The sequence below is a fragment of the Paracoccus sp. KR1-242 genome, assembly GCF_049446195.1.
Taxonomy (GTDB): domain Bacteria; phylum Pseudomonadota; class Alphaproteobacteria; order Rhodobacterales; family Rhodobacteraceae; genus Paracoccus; species Paracoccus broussonetiae.
Genome location: NZ_JBMSED010000004.1, coordinates 17,846 through 34,879 on the forward strand (window position 1 = coordinate 17,846; position 17,034 = coordinate 34,879).

Sequence of the window (17,034 nt, forward strand, 5' to 3'; positions counted from 1 at the left end):
CAGTGAAATCATCCAAGCGCCCCCTGCAGGATCCGCGCAGTGGCGTCATCGAAGGCGACAAGCGTGACCGACAGCCCCGCCCCATGCCCGCGGATGGTCGCGACCGCGATATTCGCCGCGCGCTCGGCCGGGAAGCCGTAGATGCCGGTCGAGATCGCGGGAAAGGCAATGGTTGCAAATCCGTTGGCGCGGGCCAGGTCAAGCGCGCTGCGATAAGCCGAGGCAAGATGTGCGTCCTCGGCCCTGTCGCCGCCTTGCCAGACCGGACCGACAGCATGGATGACGTGGCGCGCGGGCAGATGGTAGCCCCCGGTGATGCGCGCCTCTCCGGTCGGACAGCCGCCCAGCTCACGGCATTCCTCCAGCAGGCCGGGACCTGCGGCGCGGTGGATCGCGCCATCGACGCCACCCCCGCCCAGCAGACTGCGGTTCGCGGCATTGACGATGGCATCCACCCGAAGCGTGGTGATGTCGCCTTGCCAGACGCGGAGATCGGGTTCGCGCTCCATCCCGCCTACATCCTGAAGACGCCGAAGCGCGTCGGCTGGATCGGAGCGTGCAGACTGGCGCGCAGGCTAAGGGAGAGCACGTCGCGGGTCTTTCGCGGATCGACGACGCCATCGTCCCAAAGCCGGGCCGAGGCATAAAGCGGATGGCTTTGGCGGTCGAACATCTGGATGGTGGGGCGCTTGAACTCGGCCTCTTCCTCGGGCGACCAGGTGCCGCCCGCGCGCTCGATCCCGTCGCGACGGACAGTGGCGAGGACGCCCGCCGCCTGCTCTCCTCCCATGACCGAGATGCGGGAATTCGGCCATGTCCACAGGAAGCGCGGCGAATAGGCGCGCCCCGACATGCCGTAATTCCCGGCGCCGAAACTGCCCCCGACCAGCATCGTAATTTTCGGCACATTGGTCGTCGCGACTGCCGTCACCATCTTGGCGCCGTGGCGGGCGATGCCTTCATTCTCGTATTTGCGGCCGACCATGAAGCCGGTCACGTTCTGGAGAAAGACCAGAGGGATGTTCCGCATCGAGCAAAGCTCGATGAAATGCGCGCCCTTCTGCGCGGCCTCGGAGAAGATCACCCCATTATTGGCGACGATGCCGACCGGACACCCCTCGACATGGGCGAAGCCGGTCACCAGCGTCTCGCCGAAGCGGGCCTTGAATTCATCGAAACGCGAGCCGTCGACCACGCGGGCAATGACTTCGCGAATGTCATAGGGGATGCGCAGATCGGCGGGCACGACGCCCAGGATATCGTCGGGGTCATGGGCGGGTGCTTCGGCCGCTTGCCACTGCACGCCTGGGGGCAAAGCCCGGTTCAGGCTGCCGACTGCGCGGCGGGCCAGGGCAAGGGCATGGGCGTCATCCTCGGCCAGGTAATCGGCAACGCCGGAGAGACGGGTATGGACATCGCCGCCGCCCAGATCCTCGGCGCTGACGACCTCACCGGTCGCGGCACGGACCAACGGCGGGCCGGCCAGGAAGATCGTGCCCTGGTTGCGCACGATGATGGTCACGTCCGACATCGCCGGGACATAGGCGCCCCCCGCCGTGCAACTGCCCATCACCACCGCGATCTGGGCGATACCCTTGGCCGACATGCGGGCCTGATTATAGAAGATGCGGCCGAAATGGTCGCGGTCGGGAAAGACCTCGTCCTGATTGGGCAGGTTCGCCCCGCCGCTGTCGACCAGATAGATGCAGGGAAGGTGGCATTCCTCGGCGATCTCCTGGGCGCGCAGGTGCTTTTTCACGGTCATCGGATAATAGGTGCCGCCCTTGACGGTCGCGTCATTGGCGACGACCATCACATCCTGTCCGTGAACGCGCCCGATCCCGGCGATGACGCCCGCTGCGGGTGCCGCGCCATCATACATCTCATGCGCCGCCGTCGCCCCGATTTCCAGAAAGGGCGATCCGGGATCCAGCAGGTTCGCCACCCTTTCGCGCGGAGGCATCTTGCCACGGGCGACATGCCGTTCCATCGCCTTCGGCCCACCCCCCTCGGCGGCGGCTAGGGCCGCTTCGCGCACGGTGGCCAGCATCGCAAGATGCGCCTCGCGATTGGCGCGGAACGTGTCGGATGAGCGGATGGCCTGGGTGGCAAGCTTCATCTTGCGATCCTCGTGACGGGTGGGCTTGCGCGGCGCGGGCGGGTCATTCGGCATCGCCCAGGGAAAGCAGCAGCGCAACCTGCCGGGCGGTTTCGTCGCGAATGCAGCGCGCCCCGGCAAGCTTGGCCTTGTCCTCACCCGCGGCATCTCTGGCCTGGTTGCACAGGTCGTCGCGAAAGGCGATCCAGCTGCGTTCGGCCTGGCGCAGCATCTCGGCAGGCTTGATCCCCTTGGCGGACTGGTCCTGAAGCGCGGCTTCATAAGTCGCGGTCAGCTTCGCCTCCCAAGCCTGATGCGACGCATCAAGGCAGTTCGCCAGCGGGAAATCCGGATCGTCGCCCGAATATTTCCCCTTGGCATAGGTCAAGCAGGCCTCCATCCCGGTTCCGGCGCAATCGGCGCGGGCACCCTGGGTCGCGGCATCCTTCAGGCATTGGTCGATCGCCAAGGGGTCGAAACCCGAGGCGTCGCCCGCGTAAGCAGGAACAGACAGCGCCATCAGGACAAGGCCCGCGCGGATCATTGAGCACCCTCGTTGTCCCGGCCCATGTCGCGCAGCCGCAGGGCCTGTTCCCCCGTCAGCTGCATCATGCAATTTGCCGACGCGGGACCACCGGCGGTGCCGCCCTGAAAGCGCACGGCTTCATAGCGGCAGCTCGAATCGCGAAAGGCGATCCAGTCGCGCTGCGACTGCTTCAGGACCGGCGCGGCGGGATCGGCGGCCGAGCCAAGCTTGACCAGGTCGGCATCGGCCTCCTCGGCCCTCTTCAGCAGGCGGGCGTATTCGCGGTTCAGAAGCGCGTCCCAATCCTTCGTCTCGGCCGCAAGGCAATTTCCCATGCCGACAGTCGTATCGCCGCCCGGCTTGGCCATGCAGGCGGTCGACGCCTCGCCGATGCAGACGCGGGCATTCCCGGTATCCCCGGCGGTGCGGTCCAGACAGGCGGTCAGGATGTTCGGGTCATAGGCGGGTTCGTCCGCGACTGCCGGGGTTGCCAGCAACAGGGCAAGGGCCAAAATGCGCATCACGCAATCTCCATCAACTGCCGCCCGATCAGCATCCGGCGGATTTCCGAGGTTCCGGCGCCAATCTCCATCAACTTGGCGTCGCGGAACAGGCGGCTGACGGTGCTGTCATTCAGGAAGCCCGCCCCGCCCAGCGCCTGCACGGCCTGATGCGCCTGCACCATCGCCTGTTCGCTGGCGTAAAGCACCGCGCCTGCCGCATCCTGCCGCGTGACCTTGCCCGCATCGCAGGCGCGCGCGACCTCATAGACATAGGCGCGGGCGGTATTCAGCGCGACATACATGTCGGCGATCTTGCCCTGCATCAGCTGGAACGAGCCGATGGGCTGGCCGAACTGCCGGCGTTCGCGGACATAGGGCATTACCTCGTCCAGACAGGCTGCCATGATGCCGGTGCCGATCCCCGACAGCACAAGGCGTTCGTAATCAAGCCCGGACATCAGGACGCGCACGCCCTTGCCCTCGGCCCCCAGCACGTTCTCGAACGGCACTTCGCAATTCTCGAAAATCAGTTCGCCCGTGTTCGAGCCGCGCATCCCCAGCTTGTCGAAATGCGGGCTGGTCGAGAACCCCGCCATGCCGCGCTCGACAATGAAAGCGGTGATGCCCTTGCTGCCCGCCTCGGGGTCGGTCTTGGCATAGACGACCAGCGTGTCTGCATCAGGGGCGTTGGTTATCCAATATTTGTTGCCGTTCAGGACATAGCGGTCATTGCGCTTTTCGGCCCGCAGCTTCATCGAGACGACGTCGCTGCCCGCCCCTTCCTCGGACATGGCAAGGGCACCGACCGCCGTGCCGCTGCACAGGCCTGGCAAGTATTTCGCGCGCTGTTCATCGGTGCCGTTCAGCTTGATCTGGTTCACGCAAAGATTCGAATGCGCGCCATAGGACAGGCTGATGCTGGCGCTGGCGCGGGCGATTTCCTCGGTCGCGACGACATGTGCCAGATAGCCCATGCCCGCGCCGCCCCAAGCCTCGGGGACGGTTATCCCCAGAAGGCCCAGGGCGCCCATCTCGTGCCAGAGTTCATTCGGAAAGGCGTTCGTGCGATCGACATCCGCCGCAATAGGCTTCAGCCGGTCCTGCGCCCAGCGATGCACCATGTCGCGCAGGGCATTGACGTCCTCGCCCAGGTCGAACTGCATCCCGGTGGTGAACATCGGCGCCTCCCTTCCGATTATTGAACAAATGTTCATTTCTATTGTTTATGCGTCGCATGCCGCGCGCGCGTCAAGCCCCGACACCCGCGATGCTGGCGGCAGGGCCCGAGTCGGGCAAGCGGGAAGCGTGGTTGACATGGGCAAGGCCGCACGCGATCCATGCCCCGCAAACGCCCCCCGTCCCCGCTTCGCGCCGAGGAAACGCATGGACCGCCCTGCCCGCCTGCTCATCGCGCGTCACGCCCCGCTGGCGGTTGCCGGGCTTGCGGGGCGTCGGGACGTGCCCGCGGATTGCACGGATCGGGGCGCGCTCGACTGGCTGCGCGGACAGTTGAGCGGGGTCGATCACATCTGGTCCAGCCCCGCATTGCGTTGCCGCCAGACCTGCGCGGCGATGGGGCTCGCGCCAGAATTCCTGCCGGACCTGTGGGAACAGGATTTCGGGGTATGGGAACAGGACGGCATTCCCGATCTGGGCATCCTGCCCCCCGAACGGCTGGCCGCGCAGCAACCCCCACAGGGCGAAAGCTTTCTGGACATGGCCGCGCGAGTGCAGCCCCTGCTGGCGCGCGCGACCGGCACCACGGCCATTGTCGCCCATGCGGGAACCGTGCGCGCCGCGCTGGCGCTGGCGGTGGGACCAGCGGCCCTGTCCTTTGCGGTGGCGCCCTTGTCCCTGACCATCCTGTCGCATTCGTCCGGCGGCTGGGCGGTCGAGGCCGTGAACAGGATCGCGCCATGATCCTGTCGCCCGAGACCCTGACCGTGGCGCTGGTCGCCCTGCTGATCGATGCCGCCATCGGTTGGCCGGATGCGCTGTATCGTCGCATCTCGCATCCGGTGGTCTGGATCGGGGCGCTGATCGCGTGGCTGGACCGGCGGCTGAACCGGGGCGGCCACAAGATCATGCGCGGCGCCTTGGCCGTGGCTGTAACGCTGGGGGTCACGATTGCGCCCACGCTGCTGCTGGTCCGGCTGTTGGGCGACCTCCCCCTTGGGCCGGTGCTGCTGGGGGTGCTGGCGTGGCCGCTGGTCGCCGCACGCTCGCTTCACGATCACGTTGCCGCAGTGGCGCGCCCCCTGCAGCAGGGCGACATGGCGCAGGCGCGTCAGGCCGCCGCGATGATCGTCGGGCGCGACCTGTCCGATGACCCCGCCCCCATCGCGCGGGCGGCGCTGGAAAGCCTGGCCGAGAACAGTTCGGATGGGATCATCGCGCCGCTGTTCTGGGCCGCCATGGCGGGATTGCCGGGGATCGCCGCCTACAAGGCGATCAATACGCTTGATTCCATGATCGGGCATATGAGCCCGCGCCACGCCCTGTTCGGGCGCGTGGCGGCGCGGCTGGACGACGTGGTGAACCTGCCGGCCTCACGGTTGACGGGCGCACTGTTCGTGCTGGCCAGCGGCTCGCGGCGGGCGTTCCGGGTGATGTGGCGCGATGCCCGCCGCCACCGCTCACCCAATGCCGGCTGGCCCGAGGCGGCAATGGCCGGCGCACTCGACATCCGCCTGTCCGGGCCGCGCAGCTATCACGGGATCGAGTCGGTCGAGCCGTGGCTGAACCCCGGCGCGTCGGATCCCGACGCGGCAGATCTTGGGCGCGGGTTGACGCTTTACCGCCACATGGTGCTGCTGGCAGGGCTGGGGCTGGTCCTGCTGCTTCTGGCCTAGCGCCAGTCGAAGAAGCCCGCGGGCGCGCGCCCCAGCAATTCCCCGGCCAGGTCGGTGCCCATCGCCGGACCGTCCGCCAAGGTGCCGCGACGTTCGCCGAAGATGACCTCGCCGCCATCGGGGCGCAGGATCTCTCCCCGCAAAAGCAGTTCATCACACCTGATCTCGGCCAGCCCCGCGATGGGTGTCTGGCACGACCCGTCAAGCCGCGCGAGGAACGCGCGCTCTGCCGCGACCCGCACGGCCGAGGGTACGTGGCTGATCGGCGCAAGAAGCGCGGCCACCCGGTCATCCGCCGCCCGCCGTTCGACCCCGATGCAGCCTTGCGCAACCGCGGGAAGCATTTCTTCCGGCTCGATCGGGCTTTTCGCGACATGCGCCATGCCCAGTCGCGACAGGCCCGCCATCGCAAGGAAAGTCGCAACCGCGACGCCTTCTTCAAGCTTTTTCAAGCGCGTCTGGACGTTTCCACGAAACTCGACCAGCTGCAGATCGGGCCGCCGCGCCGCAAGCTGCGCGCGACGGCGCAGGCTGGACGATCCGACGACCGCGCCTTGCGGCAAGTCTGCGACAGACCCGAAACGGGACGAGACGAAGCCGTCCCGCACATCCTCTCGGGGAAGATAACAGTCGATCAGCAATCCTTGGGGTTGAAGCGTCGGCATGTCCTTCATCGAGTGGACGGCAATGTCGATCCCGCCGTCGGTCAGCGCATCCTCGATCTCGCGGGTGAACAGGCCCTTGCCGCCGATCTCTTTCAGCGGGCGGTCCTGCACGCGATCTCCGGTGGTCTTGATGACCACGATCTGGAACGCATCCTGAGGCAGGCCATGCGCTGCCATCAGCCGGTCGCGGGTCTCATGCGCCTGCGCCAGCGCCAGCGCCGAGCCGCGCGTGCCGATGCGAAGGGGGGTCTGGGGGTCGGGCATCTGGGTCATGCCACCGGGATTACCGAACGGCCGCGCCCTTGACAACGGGGACGCGCGCGCCATGAAGGCCTGAACGAGGTGAACATGACACAGAAGACCATTCTGCGTGCCCTTGCGGGCGAGCGACTGCCGGTGCCTCCGGTCTGGATGATGCGGCAGGCGGGGCGTTACCTTCCCGAATACCGCGCGACGCGGGCGCAGGCGGGCGACTTCCTGTCGCTGTGCTATACGCCCGATCTTGCGGCCGAGGTCACACTGCAGCCGATCCGGCGCTATGACTTCGACGCGGCGATCCTGTTCGCGGACATCCTGCTGATCCCGCAGGCGCTGGGTCTGGACCTGTGGTTCGTGACCGGCGAAGGCCCGCGCCTGTCCACAGTCACCAGTGCAGCCGAGGTCACGGCACTGAAACCGGTCGACGCCATCCACGAGACCCTGTCGCCCGTCTATGAGACGGTGCGGATCCTGTCCCGCGAACTGCCGGACAGGACGACGCTGATCGGTTTTGCGGGCGCGCCCTGGACGGTTGCGACCTATATGATCGCCGGGCGCGGCACACCCGACCAGGGTCCGGCCCACGCCTTCAAGGATGCCGATCGCGAGGCGTTTTCCGCCCTGATCGACCGTGTGACAGAAGCCACCATCGCCTATCTTCTGGCGCAGGTCGCCGCCGGGGCCGAGGTCGTGAAACTGTTCGACAGCTGGGCCGGGTCGCTGCGCGGACGGGACTTCGACGATTTCGCGCTGAAGCCCGCGCAAAGGATCATCGCGGCGCTGAAGGCCCGGCACCCGCACCTGCCCGTCATCGCCTTTCCGCGCGAAGCGGGGCCGCGCTATGCCGGCTTCGCCCGCGCGACTGGCGCCGATTGCGTGGCGCTGGACAACTCGGTCAGTGCCGACTGGGCCGCGGCCGAGGTCCAGAAGGATGGTTGTGTGCAGGGGAACCTTGACCCCCGCCTGCTGGTTCAGGGCGGCGACGCGCTGGAGACCGAGACCCGCCGCGTGGTCCGGGCCTTTTCCGGCGGGCCGCATATCTTCAACCTTGGGCATGGCATCACCCCCGATGCCGATCCGGACAATGTCTCGCGCATGATCGCGGCGATCCGGGGCTGAGCCATGTGGATCATTGCGACGCTCATCGCTTCAGCCGCGCAGACGGCGCGCAATGCGGCGCAGCGCAACCTGACGGTCGAAATCGGGACGATGGGCGCGACCGCCGTGCGTTTCCTGTTCGGCCTGCCCTTTGCCGCGGCGTTCCTGCTGCTGTGGTCGCTGATCTCTCCGATCCCGATGCCAGACGCCGCCGTGCTGGGCTGGGTCGCGCTTGGCGCCTCCAGCCAGATCGCGGCGACGGCGCTGATGCTGGTCATCATGAAAAGCCGGGGCTTCGGCGTCACGACGGCCCTGATCAAGACCGAACCGGTCAGCCTTGCCCTGATCGGCGCGGTCGTGTTGGCCGAGCCGATGGGCGCGGGGCGGCTGGCCGCCATCGCCACCGCCACGCTGGGTGTCATCCTGATGTCCGGGACCGACTGGCGCAGCGGTGGCTGGCGCGCCGCCGTGACCGGGCTGATCGCGGGCGGGCTTTTCGGCCTTTCGGCGATCGGATTCCGGGGCGCGATCCTGGCGCTGCCGGATGGCGGCTATGTCACGCGGGCCGGAACCGTTCTGGTGCTGGGCCTGCTGGCCCAGACGCTGGTGATGCTGGCCTGGCTGGGCCTGGCCGACCGTCCGGCGCTGCAGGGCATTGCACGGCACTGGCGCGGATCGCTTTGGGCCGGGTTTCTTGGCTCTTTCGCGTCGCTCTTCTGGTTCCTGGGCTTCGCGCTGACCGCGGCTGCCAATGTCCGCACGCTGGCGCTGATCGAGGTCGGCATGGCGCAGCTTGTCTCGCGCAAGGTGCTGCGTGAAGGCGCCAGCCGCAGGCAGCTTTTCGGCATGGCGCTGATCGTGCTGGGGGTCGGCGCGCTGATCGCGCTTAATGCTGGCTGAGCACCGGCAGCATCGAGCCGACCAGCAGCAGGGCCATCGTCCAGTTGAAGATGCGCAGGCGGCTCGGGTTCTGCAACCAGCCCCGCAGCCCCTGCCCCATTGCCGCCCAGACGGCGACTGACGGCAGGTTCACCAGCGTGAAGACCAGCGCGACCCCGATCGCGCCCCCGGTCCCGACCGCATAGGCCGAAAGCGCGCCCAGCGCCATCATCCACGCCTTTGGGTTGACCCATTGGAACGCGCAGGCCGCGACGAAACCCATCGGCCGCGAAGAAGAGGACGCCCCCTTTGCCTCCGGCGGGGCGGAATGGGCGATTTTCCACGCCAGCCAAAGCACATATGCGAGACTGATCCACTTCAAGCCTTGCGCAAGGACGGGCGAGTTGGCGATGATCCGGTCGAGGCCAAGCCCAAGCACCGCCACCATGGCTCCGAATCCCAGCGCGACCCCCAGCATATGCGGAAGCGTTCTGCGCATCCCGAAATTCGCTCCCGATGCCATCAGCATCAGGTTGTTGGGTCCAGGGGTGATGGAGGTGACAAAGGCAAAGGCGACAAGCGCCAGGAAGACTTGGTGCGACATGAAGGGATTACCTGAGAATTTCGCGGCAATAATATTCTGAATCACTCGCAATTTCTGACCTATTATCGCAATATGAGGCGAAATGTCGCAACCAGACGCCGAATCTGATCACACTTCCGCGCGGATATTGCAGATCCTTTCGCGCAACGGCCGCATCCCGAATCAGCAGCTTGCCGCGGAAATCGGGCTTTCTCCCTCGGCCTGCCTGCGCCGGGTGCAAGAGCTGGAGCGCCGTGGCGCAATCACCGGCTATCGCGCCGTCATCCATCCTGCGGCGCGCGATGCCGGGTTCACGGCCTATGTCACCGTGGGGCTGTCGCGGCATTCGAACGAGGCACAGCAGGCTTTTGAGCGGGCCTGCCTTGCCGCGCCACAGGTCCGGGAATGCCACAACATCACCGGCTCGATCGAGTATCTTCTGCGGGTCGAGGTTCGCGATCTGGAGGCCTATCGCCGCTTTCACAGCGACGTGCTGGGCGCATTTCCCCAGATTTCCACCATTACCACCCATGTCGTGATGAACTCGCCCAAGGACGACCGCGCCTGATGGGCCAGGCTTCGCGCCCCTCCGACACCTCGCAGGGGTATTTGGAAAACGGTGAAACCCAGAATCCGCCGGAATTTCACCGTTTCTTAAATACCCAAAAAACGGCTGACGCGACAAACGGCCTTTCCGGTCGCGCGAGGCATGGTTAACAAGGCTCCATGACCCTTCCCACCCTTTCCCCCGATCAGGCCGACGCCTGGGACGCCCTTTCTGCGATGCTTCAGGAAGCGGGCGTCGACCTGCTCTCCGAGGAGGTCGCGCCCCTGACCGCCGGCAAGGGACGGGTGATGGCGGTGATCGGCAAGGCCGGCTCCGGCAAGACCCTGCTGCTGGCAGAACTGACCAAGACGCTGAAGGCGGCGGGCGTCGACATCATCTCGGGCGATTACGAAGGCCGCAAGCGCAAGGACCGGCGCACCGCCGCCATTCTTGCCCCGACGAACAAGGCCGCCTTCGTGCTGCGCATGCGCGGCGTTCCCGCGACGACCATCCATCGCATCCTGTATACCCCGGTCTACGACCCCGATTACGAACGCATCGCGGATTGGCTGACCGGCGTTGGCGACCGCCCGCAGGTCGAAGGCGTGATCGAGGGGCTGACCGACGCCGCGCTGGACCGCGCCAAGGCCTTCTATGACCAGCATGCCTCGATCCCCGGCGCGTTGGCGGCCGCAGGCCTGCGCGGTTCGGATTTCATCCAGGGCTGGAAACGGCGCGAGGAAGGGCTGGACATCGGCCTGATCGACGAAGCCTCGATGCTGGACGAACGGCAGTTCAACGACCTGCGCGAGATCTTCCCGATCCTGGTCATCTTCGGAGACCCGGCACAGCTGGCCCCGGTCGGGGAATCCGGCGAAATGGTCTTTGACCGACTCGCGAAATCGCAGCGGCTGGAACTGTCGCGCATCCACCGCCAGACCGGCGACAGCCCGATCCTTGACCTTGCCCATGCGCTGGCCGATCCGCAGCTGGATTTCGCTTCTTTCGAACGCATGGTGCAGGACGCCGCGCGCCGCGATGACCGTGTGGTCTGGGCCGAGCGTGTGGAAAGCGACCTGATGGCGCGAAGCCCCGTCCTGGTCTGGCGCAACATCACGCGGATCAAGCTGATCCAGGCCTTTCGTTCCGCCTATGGCGCGCCGGGCGATGCGTTGCTGCCGGGCGAACCGCTGATCTGCGACGGGATCGAGCTGCCGCTGAAGCACCGCAAGAAGCGCATCGACCTTGAGGCGCGTGGCCTGATCAAGGGCGCTCAGGTGATCTATCTTGGTCCGGGCCGCAAACCCGGCTTTTCCCGCCTGCATGTCGTGGGGGCCGAGGATCCGCGCCTGTCCGCCGCCTCGATCGTCAAGATCGAGATGCCGGACGTCGAGGAGCCGTTCATTCCCTTTGCCGCCCGCATGGGCGCGACCTTCCTGCATGGCGCGGCGGTGACGATCCACAAGGCCCAAGGGTCACAATGGCCAGACGTGCAGGTCTTTGGCCCCGATATCAATGCCGCCGCCTGGTCGAACCGGACCGAGGCCGGGATCCCCTTGTGGAAGCGCCTGACCTATGTCGCGATCACCCGCGCGCAGGAACGGCTGTTCTGGATCGTGCGCTCTCGGCTTGCCCGGCCTTCGGCCCCCTTGGGCATCGATCACCTGGAGACCGGGCCCGCGCCATTGGCCCTGACCGCCGAAGCGGTCGAGGACTAACGCGCCGCCTGCCGTCGCGCGGTCTTGGCAGTCGATCCGGGCCGGACTTGCTCCATCCGCAGCAGCAGCGCCTCGACCAGAGCCTCGCGCGGCAGGCCGGTTTCCTGCGACAGCCGCAGCAGGCCGAACTGGACTCGCGCGACCTCCTGGTAATAGCGCGTGAAGTTGTAATTGATGGCTGCCCCCGCGAACGCGCCAAGGATCGGCACCGTCTGTGCCGCCAGCTTTTGCGCCAGCGAGGCCGAAAGCTTCGGCGCGACCTTGGCGATCAACCCCTGGATCGTCTGGCCGGTGATCGTCATCCGAGCCGTAACCAGGCCAAGGTCCGCGCCTTCGTCATCGGCAAGCGGACCGGCGCTGGCGAAGACATGCAACGCCTCGCGCCGGGCAAGATCACTATCGGGATCAAAGCCATGCTCGGCCGCGATGTCCATGATCGCCCGCAAAAGCAGGGTGATCGTCACCGGAAGCTCCAGCGTCGCCCCTGCAATCCCCGCAAGGCCGCCGACCGCGCCCGACGTGGTCGACAACATCCGGTTGAACCAGTCGCCCCGGTCGGCAAGCACTCCGCGCGACCGCGACGCCGCACTGAAAGAGCGGTCAAGGACCCCCAGCGTGATCCGGTCCATGCGCGACCGCACCGGTTTCGGCAAGCGGTCGAGCAGGTTTTCGGCCTTCCCTCCGACCGCGTTCATCAACTCCATCGCCATGCCGCCCGCATTCAGGTAACGGCGCGCCAGCCGGTCAAGCTCGGCATGGACGGTCGGGTCGGTGATCGGAGGCAGCACGGACTGCCGGGTTGAAATCGAGCTTTGTTCGGTCATCCCTTGGACACCTGATCATTCGGTCGGTCTTAGGGAAACCAGATAGGAAGCGCGGGGTTCCGTTTCAGCGGGCACTGTCCTTATTGTGACACGGGATGCCAGACACATGAGGGAGCACGGAATGGCGCTGATCGACAAGGCAATGGGCATGATGGTTGCGGGGGCGATCCTGCTGGCCGCGCCGCTGGCATATGCCAAGGAACCACCGACGCTGGACGATCTGGACCAGAACGCCGCGCTTTCCAAGGCGTTCAAGGGGATGGCGGGGAAAGCCCCGATGCCGGACTGGGTGCAGCAGGGCATCGTGGTCACCCCGACCCAGACCGCGCGCTTTGACGGCAAGTCCTGGCTGGTCATGTCGGGCTGCAAGCAGCATGACTGCGCCTCTCAACAGATCGCCGTCATCTATTCGCCCGAAACCGGCGCCATGCATGGCGTCCTGTCGGAAACGGCCGAGGATGAGCCGGTCCAGACGCTGCGCTGGCTGAATATCGGCGGCGGCGCGGAATCGATCGACGGGCGCACGATCCTGTTCGCCGCACTGACCGGCAGCCTGGCCAATCACACCGAATCCTTTGACTATGGCACCGAGTGACGTGCCCTAGCCCTTGTGGGCAGGATGCGCCGGCTCGGATTCGATCTCGACGCAGGTCTGGCTTTTCGGCGGGTCCCGGCGCATCTCGGCAAGGCCGGCGGCGACATCGCCCCCGGTTTCGCGTGTGACCGCGCCGGTCACGCCCTGCCATGCACCTTCGACCAGTTCCAGCCCCAGCACGCGGTCGGGGTTGGTGGGTGGTGGCATCTCGACGCCGTCCAGCTTCCAGAAACCGAAGCGCCGGTAATAGGGCAGATCACCGACCAGCATCACCCGCGCCCAGCCCAGCGCCCCGGCCCGCGACAGGCTTTCCTGCATCAGAAGCCCGCCCAGTCCCTCACCCTGTGTCGTCGGGTGAACGGCCACCGGTCCCAGCAGCAGCACCGGCCTGCCCCCCACGCGCACCGGCCAATAGCGGATCGACCCCAGAAGCACGCCCGAAGCGTCGCGCAGGACGAGGCACAGGGCCGAAACCGCAGGCACCCCGTCGCGCAGCCGATACGAGGACAGAGCCGTCCGTCCCGGTGCAAAGCACAGGTCCAGAAACGCCTCGACCTCGGGCGTGTCCTCGGGGGTTTCAGGGCAGAGTTCGTACATTGAGTCTCCCGGTCATGGCGGCGGGCTGCGGTCTGATCCGCTTGGGCGCGCCCCCTAACATGCATGTTCCCGCACGAAAACATCCGATGGGAAACCGGGCCGAAAAAAATCGCAACCGACGCCGCGTCCCGCCCTTTGCACGCAGGAATTTCCGGTCCGTGCGCCCCACCGGCGCTTGACGTGAAACGGCCACGCGGGCAGACCGTTCCCCGACAAGCGGCGCGGACCGGTCGCGCCCGGCAATTCGGACGCGAGGATACCGATGTTCTATCGACCCGAGGCCGGCCACGGCCTGCCCCATAACCCTCTGAACGCGATCGTGGCCCCCCGTCCCATCGGCTGGATCTCGACCCGTGGCGCGCAGGGCGACAACCTGGCCCCCTATTCCTTCTTCAACCTGACGGCCTATGTGCCGCCGCAGGTGATGTTTGCGTCGACCACGGCCAAGCCCGACCGTCCGGGAACCAAGGACAGCGTGGCCCAGATCGCCGAAAGCCGCGTCTTCTGCGTCAATATCGCCGACGGCGCGATGCGCGACATGGTGAACGCCAGCTCGGCCGCCCTGCCCGCCGGCACCAGCGAGTTCGAGGCTGCGGAAATCGAGGCCGCCGAATGCGAGACCATCGACTGTCCCCGCGTCGCGCAGGCGGCCGCTTCGCTTGAATGCCGCATGACGCGGATCATCCGGCTGGCCGGTGCGACCAATGTCATGGTGCTGGGTGTCGTGACCGGCATCCACCTTCGCCCGGATTGCGTCATCGACGGCCGTTTCGATCTGCGCCGCAACGGATGGCTGTCGCGCCTCGGCTACAAGGATTACACGGTCACGACCGAGACTTTTGAAATGGAGCGACCCTGATGGAACAGCCGGCCAAGCGCAGCCGCGACACCCGCGAGGTCCGGGACTATATCCGAACCATCGTGGACTTTCCCAAGGAAGGGATCATCTTCCGCGACGTGACCACGCTTTTCGCGGATGCGCGCGGCTTCCGCATGGCGGTCGATCAGCTTCTGTCCCCCTATGCGGGCGAGGCGATCGACAAGGTTGTGGGGCTTGAGGCGCGCGGGTTCATCCTGGGGGGCGCGGTGGCGCACCAGCTTTCCGTAGGCTTCGTGCCAATCCGCAAAAAGGGGAAGCTTCCCGGCGCAGTCATCAGCCAGGCCTATGCGCTGGAATATGGCGAAGCCGTGGTCGAGATCCATGATGACGCGCTGAAAGCGGGCGACCGGGTACTGATCGTGGACGACCTGCTGGCGACGGGCGGCACCGCCGCGGCCGGGATTTCGCTTTGCGAGCGACTGGGTGCCGAGGTGATCGGCTGCGCCTTCGTCATCGACCTGCCCGAACTGGGTGGACGGAAGCTGCTGGAAGGCATGGGGCACGAAGTCTATGCCCTGACCTCGTTCGAAGGGGCGTGACCTTGCGGTGCGCGGGTCGGAAGGCTAGGTGATGGGCATGGACAAGAAACCGCCTTTGACCCTGTACCTTGCCGCCCCGCGCGGCTTTTGCGCCGGCGTCGACCGCGCCATCAAGATCGTCGAGATGGCGCTGCAGAAATGGGGCGCCCCGGTCTATGTCCGCCACGAGATCGTCCACAACAAGTTCGTCGTCGACAGCCTGCGCGACAAGGGCGCGGTCTTCGTCGAGGAACTGGACGAATGTCCCGACGACCGCCCGGTGATCTTTTCCGCGCATGGCGTTCCCAAGGCCGTCCCGGCCGAGGCGCGGCGGCGCGAGATGGTCTATGTCGACGCGACCTGTCCCCTTGTCAGCAAGGTCCATGTCGAGGCCGAACGCCACCATGCCGCCGGTTTGCAGATGGTCATGATCGGCCATGCCGGCCACCCCGAGGTGCTGGGCACGATGGGCCAATTGCCCGAGGGCGAGGTGCTGCTGGTCGAAACCGTCGATGACGTGGCCGGTATTCAACCGCGCGACCCTTCGCGGCTGGCCTTCATCACGCAGACGACGCTGTCGGTCGACGACACGGCCGCCATCGTCGCGGCGCTGCAGGCGCGCTTTCCGGCCATTATCGGACCGGCCAAGGAAGACATCTGCTATGCCACGACCAACCGTCAGGCCTCGGTCAAGGCCATTGCCGGACAGATCGACGCGCTGTTCGTGATCGGCGCGCCGAACAGTTCGAATTCGCGCCGGCTGGTCGAGGTCGGCTCGGCCGCGGGCTGCGCCTATTCCCAGCTTGTCATGCGTGCCGACCAGATCGACTGGCGCGCCATCGAGGGCGTGCGCGCCGTCGGCGTCACCGCCGGGGCCAGCGCCCCCGAAGTGCTGGTCGACGAGGTGGTCGATGCCTTCCGCGCCCGTTTCGACGTGACCGTCGAGATGGTGGAAACCGCGCGCGAGAACGTCGAATTCAAGGTGCCCCGCGTCCTTCGCGAACCCGTCTGATCCGGCGTTTCACGGCGATTTCGGGATCAGATCGTTTCTGCTATGCTGACGGCATCGTCCGCGACCACGCGGGTCGCGGCCCCAATGGGGGAGTGATCCGACATGACCGTCTATCTGATCGCAGAACTCAAGGTGACCGACGAGGCGTGGCTTCCCGAATATGTCACGCATGTCCATCGGATCGCCGCGCGGCACAATGGCCGCTACTTGTCGCGCAGCACCAATGTCGAGACGCTGGAAGGCGTTCCGCGCGATGTCACGGGAATCGCGCTGCTGGAATTTCCCTCGCGCGATGACGTGATGGCCCTGATCGGCGATCCCGAATACCGCCCCTATCGCGAGGCGCGGCGCAGGGGCTCGATCTGCCATTACCGCCTGATCGACGATACCGACATCGCGGGCAGCATCCCCTATCTCGGCAAGCCCACTGGCATCTGACGCATTGCCCCAATGCCATGTTGCCGGGGCAGAGCTTCCGCACTTATCCTGCGCACGCTGGCCGTCGCCGATCCGGCCGCGGCACATGCCCGAGGGAGGATGAACCGAGAATGACTGTCTTTCTGATCGCTGAAGTCAAAGTCACCGACGACGCCTGGATTCCCGACTATGCGGCCAAGGTCCATGACATCGCCGCCAAGCATAATGGCCGCTATCTGTCGCGGAGCGGCAATATCGAAACGCTGGAGGGCGAAAAGACCGACGAGACGCTGATCGCCCTGATCCAGTTCCCGTCGCGCGAAGATGCCTTGGGCTTTGCCAACGATCCCGAATATGCCCCCTATGGCAAGGCGCGGCAGGAAGGCTCGGTCAGCCATTTCCGCCTGATCGATGACAGCGACATCGCGGGCGCGATCGAGTATCTGCCGAAACCCGCCTGATCG

21 protein-coding genes are annotated in these 17,034 nt (G+C 66.3%); 12 read left to right on the top strand and 9 right to left on the bottom strand.

What is annotated here, in order from left to right; genetic code table 11:
• Positions 1–8: 8 nt before the first annotated feature.
• From ACO2Q4_RS07215 to ACO2Q4_RS07235, 5 genes are read right to left on the bottom strand one after another with little or no spacing between them, the layout of a single operon-like run.
• Positions 9–509, bottom strand: coding sequence for an O-acetyl-ADP-ribose deacetylase (locus ACO2Q4_RS07215; RefSeq protein ID WP_423318360.1), 501 nt, complete (start codon positions 507–509; stop codon positions 9–11).
• A 5-nt stretch (positions 510–514) separates the two neighbouring features.
• Complete coding sequence (locus ACO2Q4_RS07220) at positions 515–2,119, bottom strand: carboxyl transferase domain-containing protein (RefSeq protein ID WP_423318362.1); 1,605 nt, start codon at positions 2,117–2,119, stop codon at positions 515–517.
• Positions 2,120–2,162: 43 nt separating this feature from the next.
• Positions 2,163–2,642, bottom strand: a complete 480-nt coding sequence (locus ACO2Q4_RS07225) for a lysozyme inhibitor LprI family protein (RefSeq protein ID WP_423318364.1) — start codon at positions 2,640–2,642, stop codon at positions 2,163–2,165.
• The gene (locus ACO2Q4_RS07230) at positions 2,639–3,145 is read right to left on the bottom strand and encodes a lysozyme inhibitor LprI family protein (RefSeq protein WP_423318366.1); all 507 of its coding nucleotides are present in this window, start codon (positions 3,143–3,145) and stop codon (positions 2,639–2,641) included. The genes ACO2Q4_RS07225 and ACO2Q4_RS07230 overlap by 4 nt, the downstream gene beginning before the upstream one ends.
• A complete protein-coding gene (locus ACO2Q4_RS07235) occupies positions 3,145–4,305 on the bottom strand; it encodes an isovaleryl-CoA dehydrogenase (RefSeq protein ID WP_423318368.1) in 1,161 nt (386 codons plus the stop codon). Before ACO2Q4_RS07235 ends, ACO2Q4_RS07230 begins: the two co-directional genes overlap by 1 nt.
• A gap of 205 nt (positions 4,306–4,510) precedes the next feature.
• Here ACO2Q4_RS07235 and ACO2Q4_RS07240 point away from each other — a divergent pair, with 205 nt between their 5' ends.
• Positions 4,511–5,047 carry a histidine phosphatase family protein gene (locus ACO2Q4_RS07240; RefSeq protein ID WP_423318370.1) on the top strand — a complete coding sequence of 179 codons (537 nt, stop codon included), beginning with the start codon at positions 4,511–4,513 and terminating at the stop codon, positions 5,045–5,047.
• Entirely contained in the window at positions 5,044–5,979 is a 936-nt protein-coding gene (cbiB, locus tag ACO2Q4_RS07245; RefSeq protein WP_423318372.1) for an adenosylcobinamide-phosphate synthase CbiB, read from the top strand. Before ACO2Q4_RS07240 ends, cbiB begins: the two co-directional genes overlap by 4 nt.
• Here cbiB and hemC read toward each other — a convergent pair.
• Entirely contained in the window at positions 5,976–6,917 is a 942-nt protein-coding gene (gene hemC / locus ACO2Q4_RS07250) for a hydroxymethylbilane synthase (RefSeq protein ID WP_423318373.1), read from the bottom strand. The two genes, cbiB and hemC, sit on opposite strands and share 4 nt — an antisense overlap.
• A 75-nt stretch (positions 6,918–6,992) precedes the next feature.
• On the opposite strand from hemC, the gene hemE reads away from it, so the two are divergent.
• Together hemE and ACO2Q4_RS07260 are read left to right on the top strand one after the other, a co-directional pair.
• Positions 6,993–8,021, top strand: coding sequence for a uroporphyrinogen decarboxylase (gene hemE, locus ACO2Q4_RS07255; protein ID WP_423318375.1), 1,029 nt, complete (start codon positions 6,993–6,995; stop codon positions 8,019–8,021).
• A 3-nt stretch (positions 8,022–8,024) separates the two neighbouring features.
• Positions 8,025–8,900, top strand: a complete 876-nt coding sequence (locus ACO2Q4_RS07260; protein WP_423318377.1) for an EamA/RhaT family transporter — start codon at positions 8,025–8,027, stop codon at positions 8,898–8,900.
• On the opposite strand, the gene ACO2Q4_RS07265 is transcribed toward ACO2Q4_RS07260, so the two are convergent.
• Positions 8,887–9,483, bottom strand: a complete 597-nt coding sequence (locus ACO2Q4_RS07265) for a LysE family translocator (RefSeq protein WP_311758728.1) — start codon at positions 9,481–9,483, stop codon at positions 8,887–8,889. The two genes, ACO2Q4_RS07260 and ACO2Q4_RS07265, sit on opposite strands and share 14 nt — an antisense overlap.
• Before the next feature lie 82 nt (positions 9,484–9,565).
• On the opposite strand from ACO2Q4_RS07265, the gene ACO2Q4_RS07270 reads away from it, so the two are divergent.
• Both ACO2Q4_RS07270 and ACO2Q4_RS07275 read left to right on the top strand, forming a co-directional pair.
• Positions 9,566–10,030: an Lrp/AsnC family transcriptional regulator gene (locus tag ACO2Q4_RS07270; RefSeq protein WP_395132951.1), complete on the top strand. Its 465-nt coding sequence runs from the start codon at positions 9,566–9,568 to the stop codon at positions 10,028–10,030.
• A 158-nt stretch (positions 10,031–10,188) separates the two neighbouring features.
• Positions 10,189–11,727 carry an ATP-dependent DNA helicase gene (locus ACO2Q4_RS07275; protein ID WP_423318379.1) on the top strand — a complete coding sequence of 513 codons (1,539 nt, stop codon included), beginning with the start codon at positions 10,189–10,191 and terminating at the stop codon, positions 11,725–11,727.
• Here ACO2Q4_RS07275 and ACO2Q4_RS07280 read toward each other — a convergent pair.
• Entirely contained in the window at positions 11,724–12,551 is an 828-nt protein-coding gene (locus ACO2Q4_RS07280; protein ID WP_311758725.1) for an EcsC family protein, read from the bottom strand. The genes ACO2Q4_RS07275 and ACO2Q4_RS07280 overlap by 4 nt on opposite strands.
• Before the next feature lie 121 nt (positions 12,552–12,672).
• On the opposite strand from ACO2Q4_RS07280, the gene ACO2Q4_RS07285 reads away from it, so the two are divergent.
• Entirely contained in the window at positions 12,673–13,146 is a 474-nt protein-coding gene (locus ACO2Q4_RS07285; RefSeq protein ID WP_395132947.1) for an Ivy family c-type lysozyme inhibitor, read from the top strand.
• A 6-nt stretch (positions 13,147–13,152) separates the two neighbouring features.
• Here the strand turns inward: ACO2Q4_RS07285 and ACO2Q4_RS07290 are convergent, their stop codons facing one another.
• Entirely contained in the window at positions 13,153–13,743 is a 591-nt protein-coding gene (locus tag ACO2Q4_RS07290; protein ID WP_423318381.1) for a GNAT family N-acetyltransferase, read from the bottom strand.
• 262 nt (positions 13,744–14,005) lie between these two features.
• On the opposite strand from ACO2Q4_RS07290, the gene ACO2Q4_RS07295 reads away from it, so the two are divergent.
• From ACO2Q4_RS07295 to ACO2Q4_RS07315, 5 genes are all read left to right on the top strand, one after another.
• Positions 14,006–14,602, top strand: a complete 597-nt coding sequence (locus ACO2Q4_RS07295) for a flavin reductase family protein (protein WP_311758722.1) — start codon at positions 14,006–14,008, stop codon at positions 14,600–14,602.
• Positions 14,602–15,162 (top strand): adenine phosphoribosyltransferase, encoded by a 561-nt coding sequence (locus ACO2Q4_RS07300; RefSeq protein ID WP_395132942.1) that lies wholly within the window; start codon positions 14,602–14,604, stop codon positions 15,160–15,162. The genes ACO2Q4_RS07295 and ACO2Q4_RS07300 overlap by 1 nt, the downstream gene beginning before the upstream one ends.
• 37 nt (positions 15,163–15,199) lie before the next feature.
• Positions 15,200–16,153, top strand: a complete 954-nt coding sequence (gene ispH, locus ACO2Q4_RS07305; protein WP_311758720.1) for a 4-hydroxy-3-methylbut-2-enyl diphosphate reductase — start codon at positions 15,200–15,202, stop codon at positions 16,151–16,153.
• A 102-nt stretch (positions 16,154–16,255) separates the two neighbouring features.
• Entirely contained in the window at positions 16,256–16,591 is a 336-nt protein-coding gene (locus ACO2Q4_RS07310; RefSeq protein ID WP_311758719.1) for a DUF1330 domain-containing protein, read from the top strand.
• A 110-nt stretch (positions 16,592–16,701) separates the two neighbouring features.
• Complete coding sequence (locus ACO2Q4_RS07315; protein WP_311758718.1) at positions 16,702–17,031, top strand: DUF1330 domain-containing protein; 330 nt, start codon at positions 16,702–16,704, stop codon at positions 17,029–17,031.
• Positions 17,032–17,034: the final 3 nt, after the last annotated feature.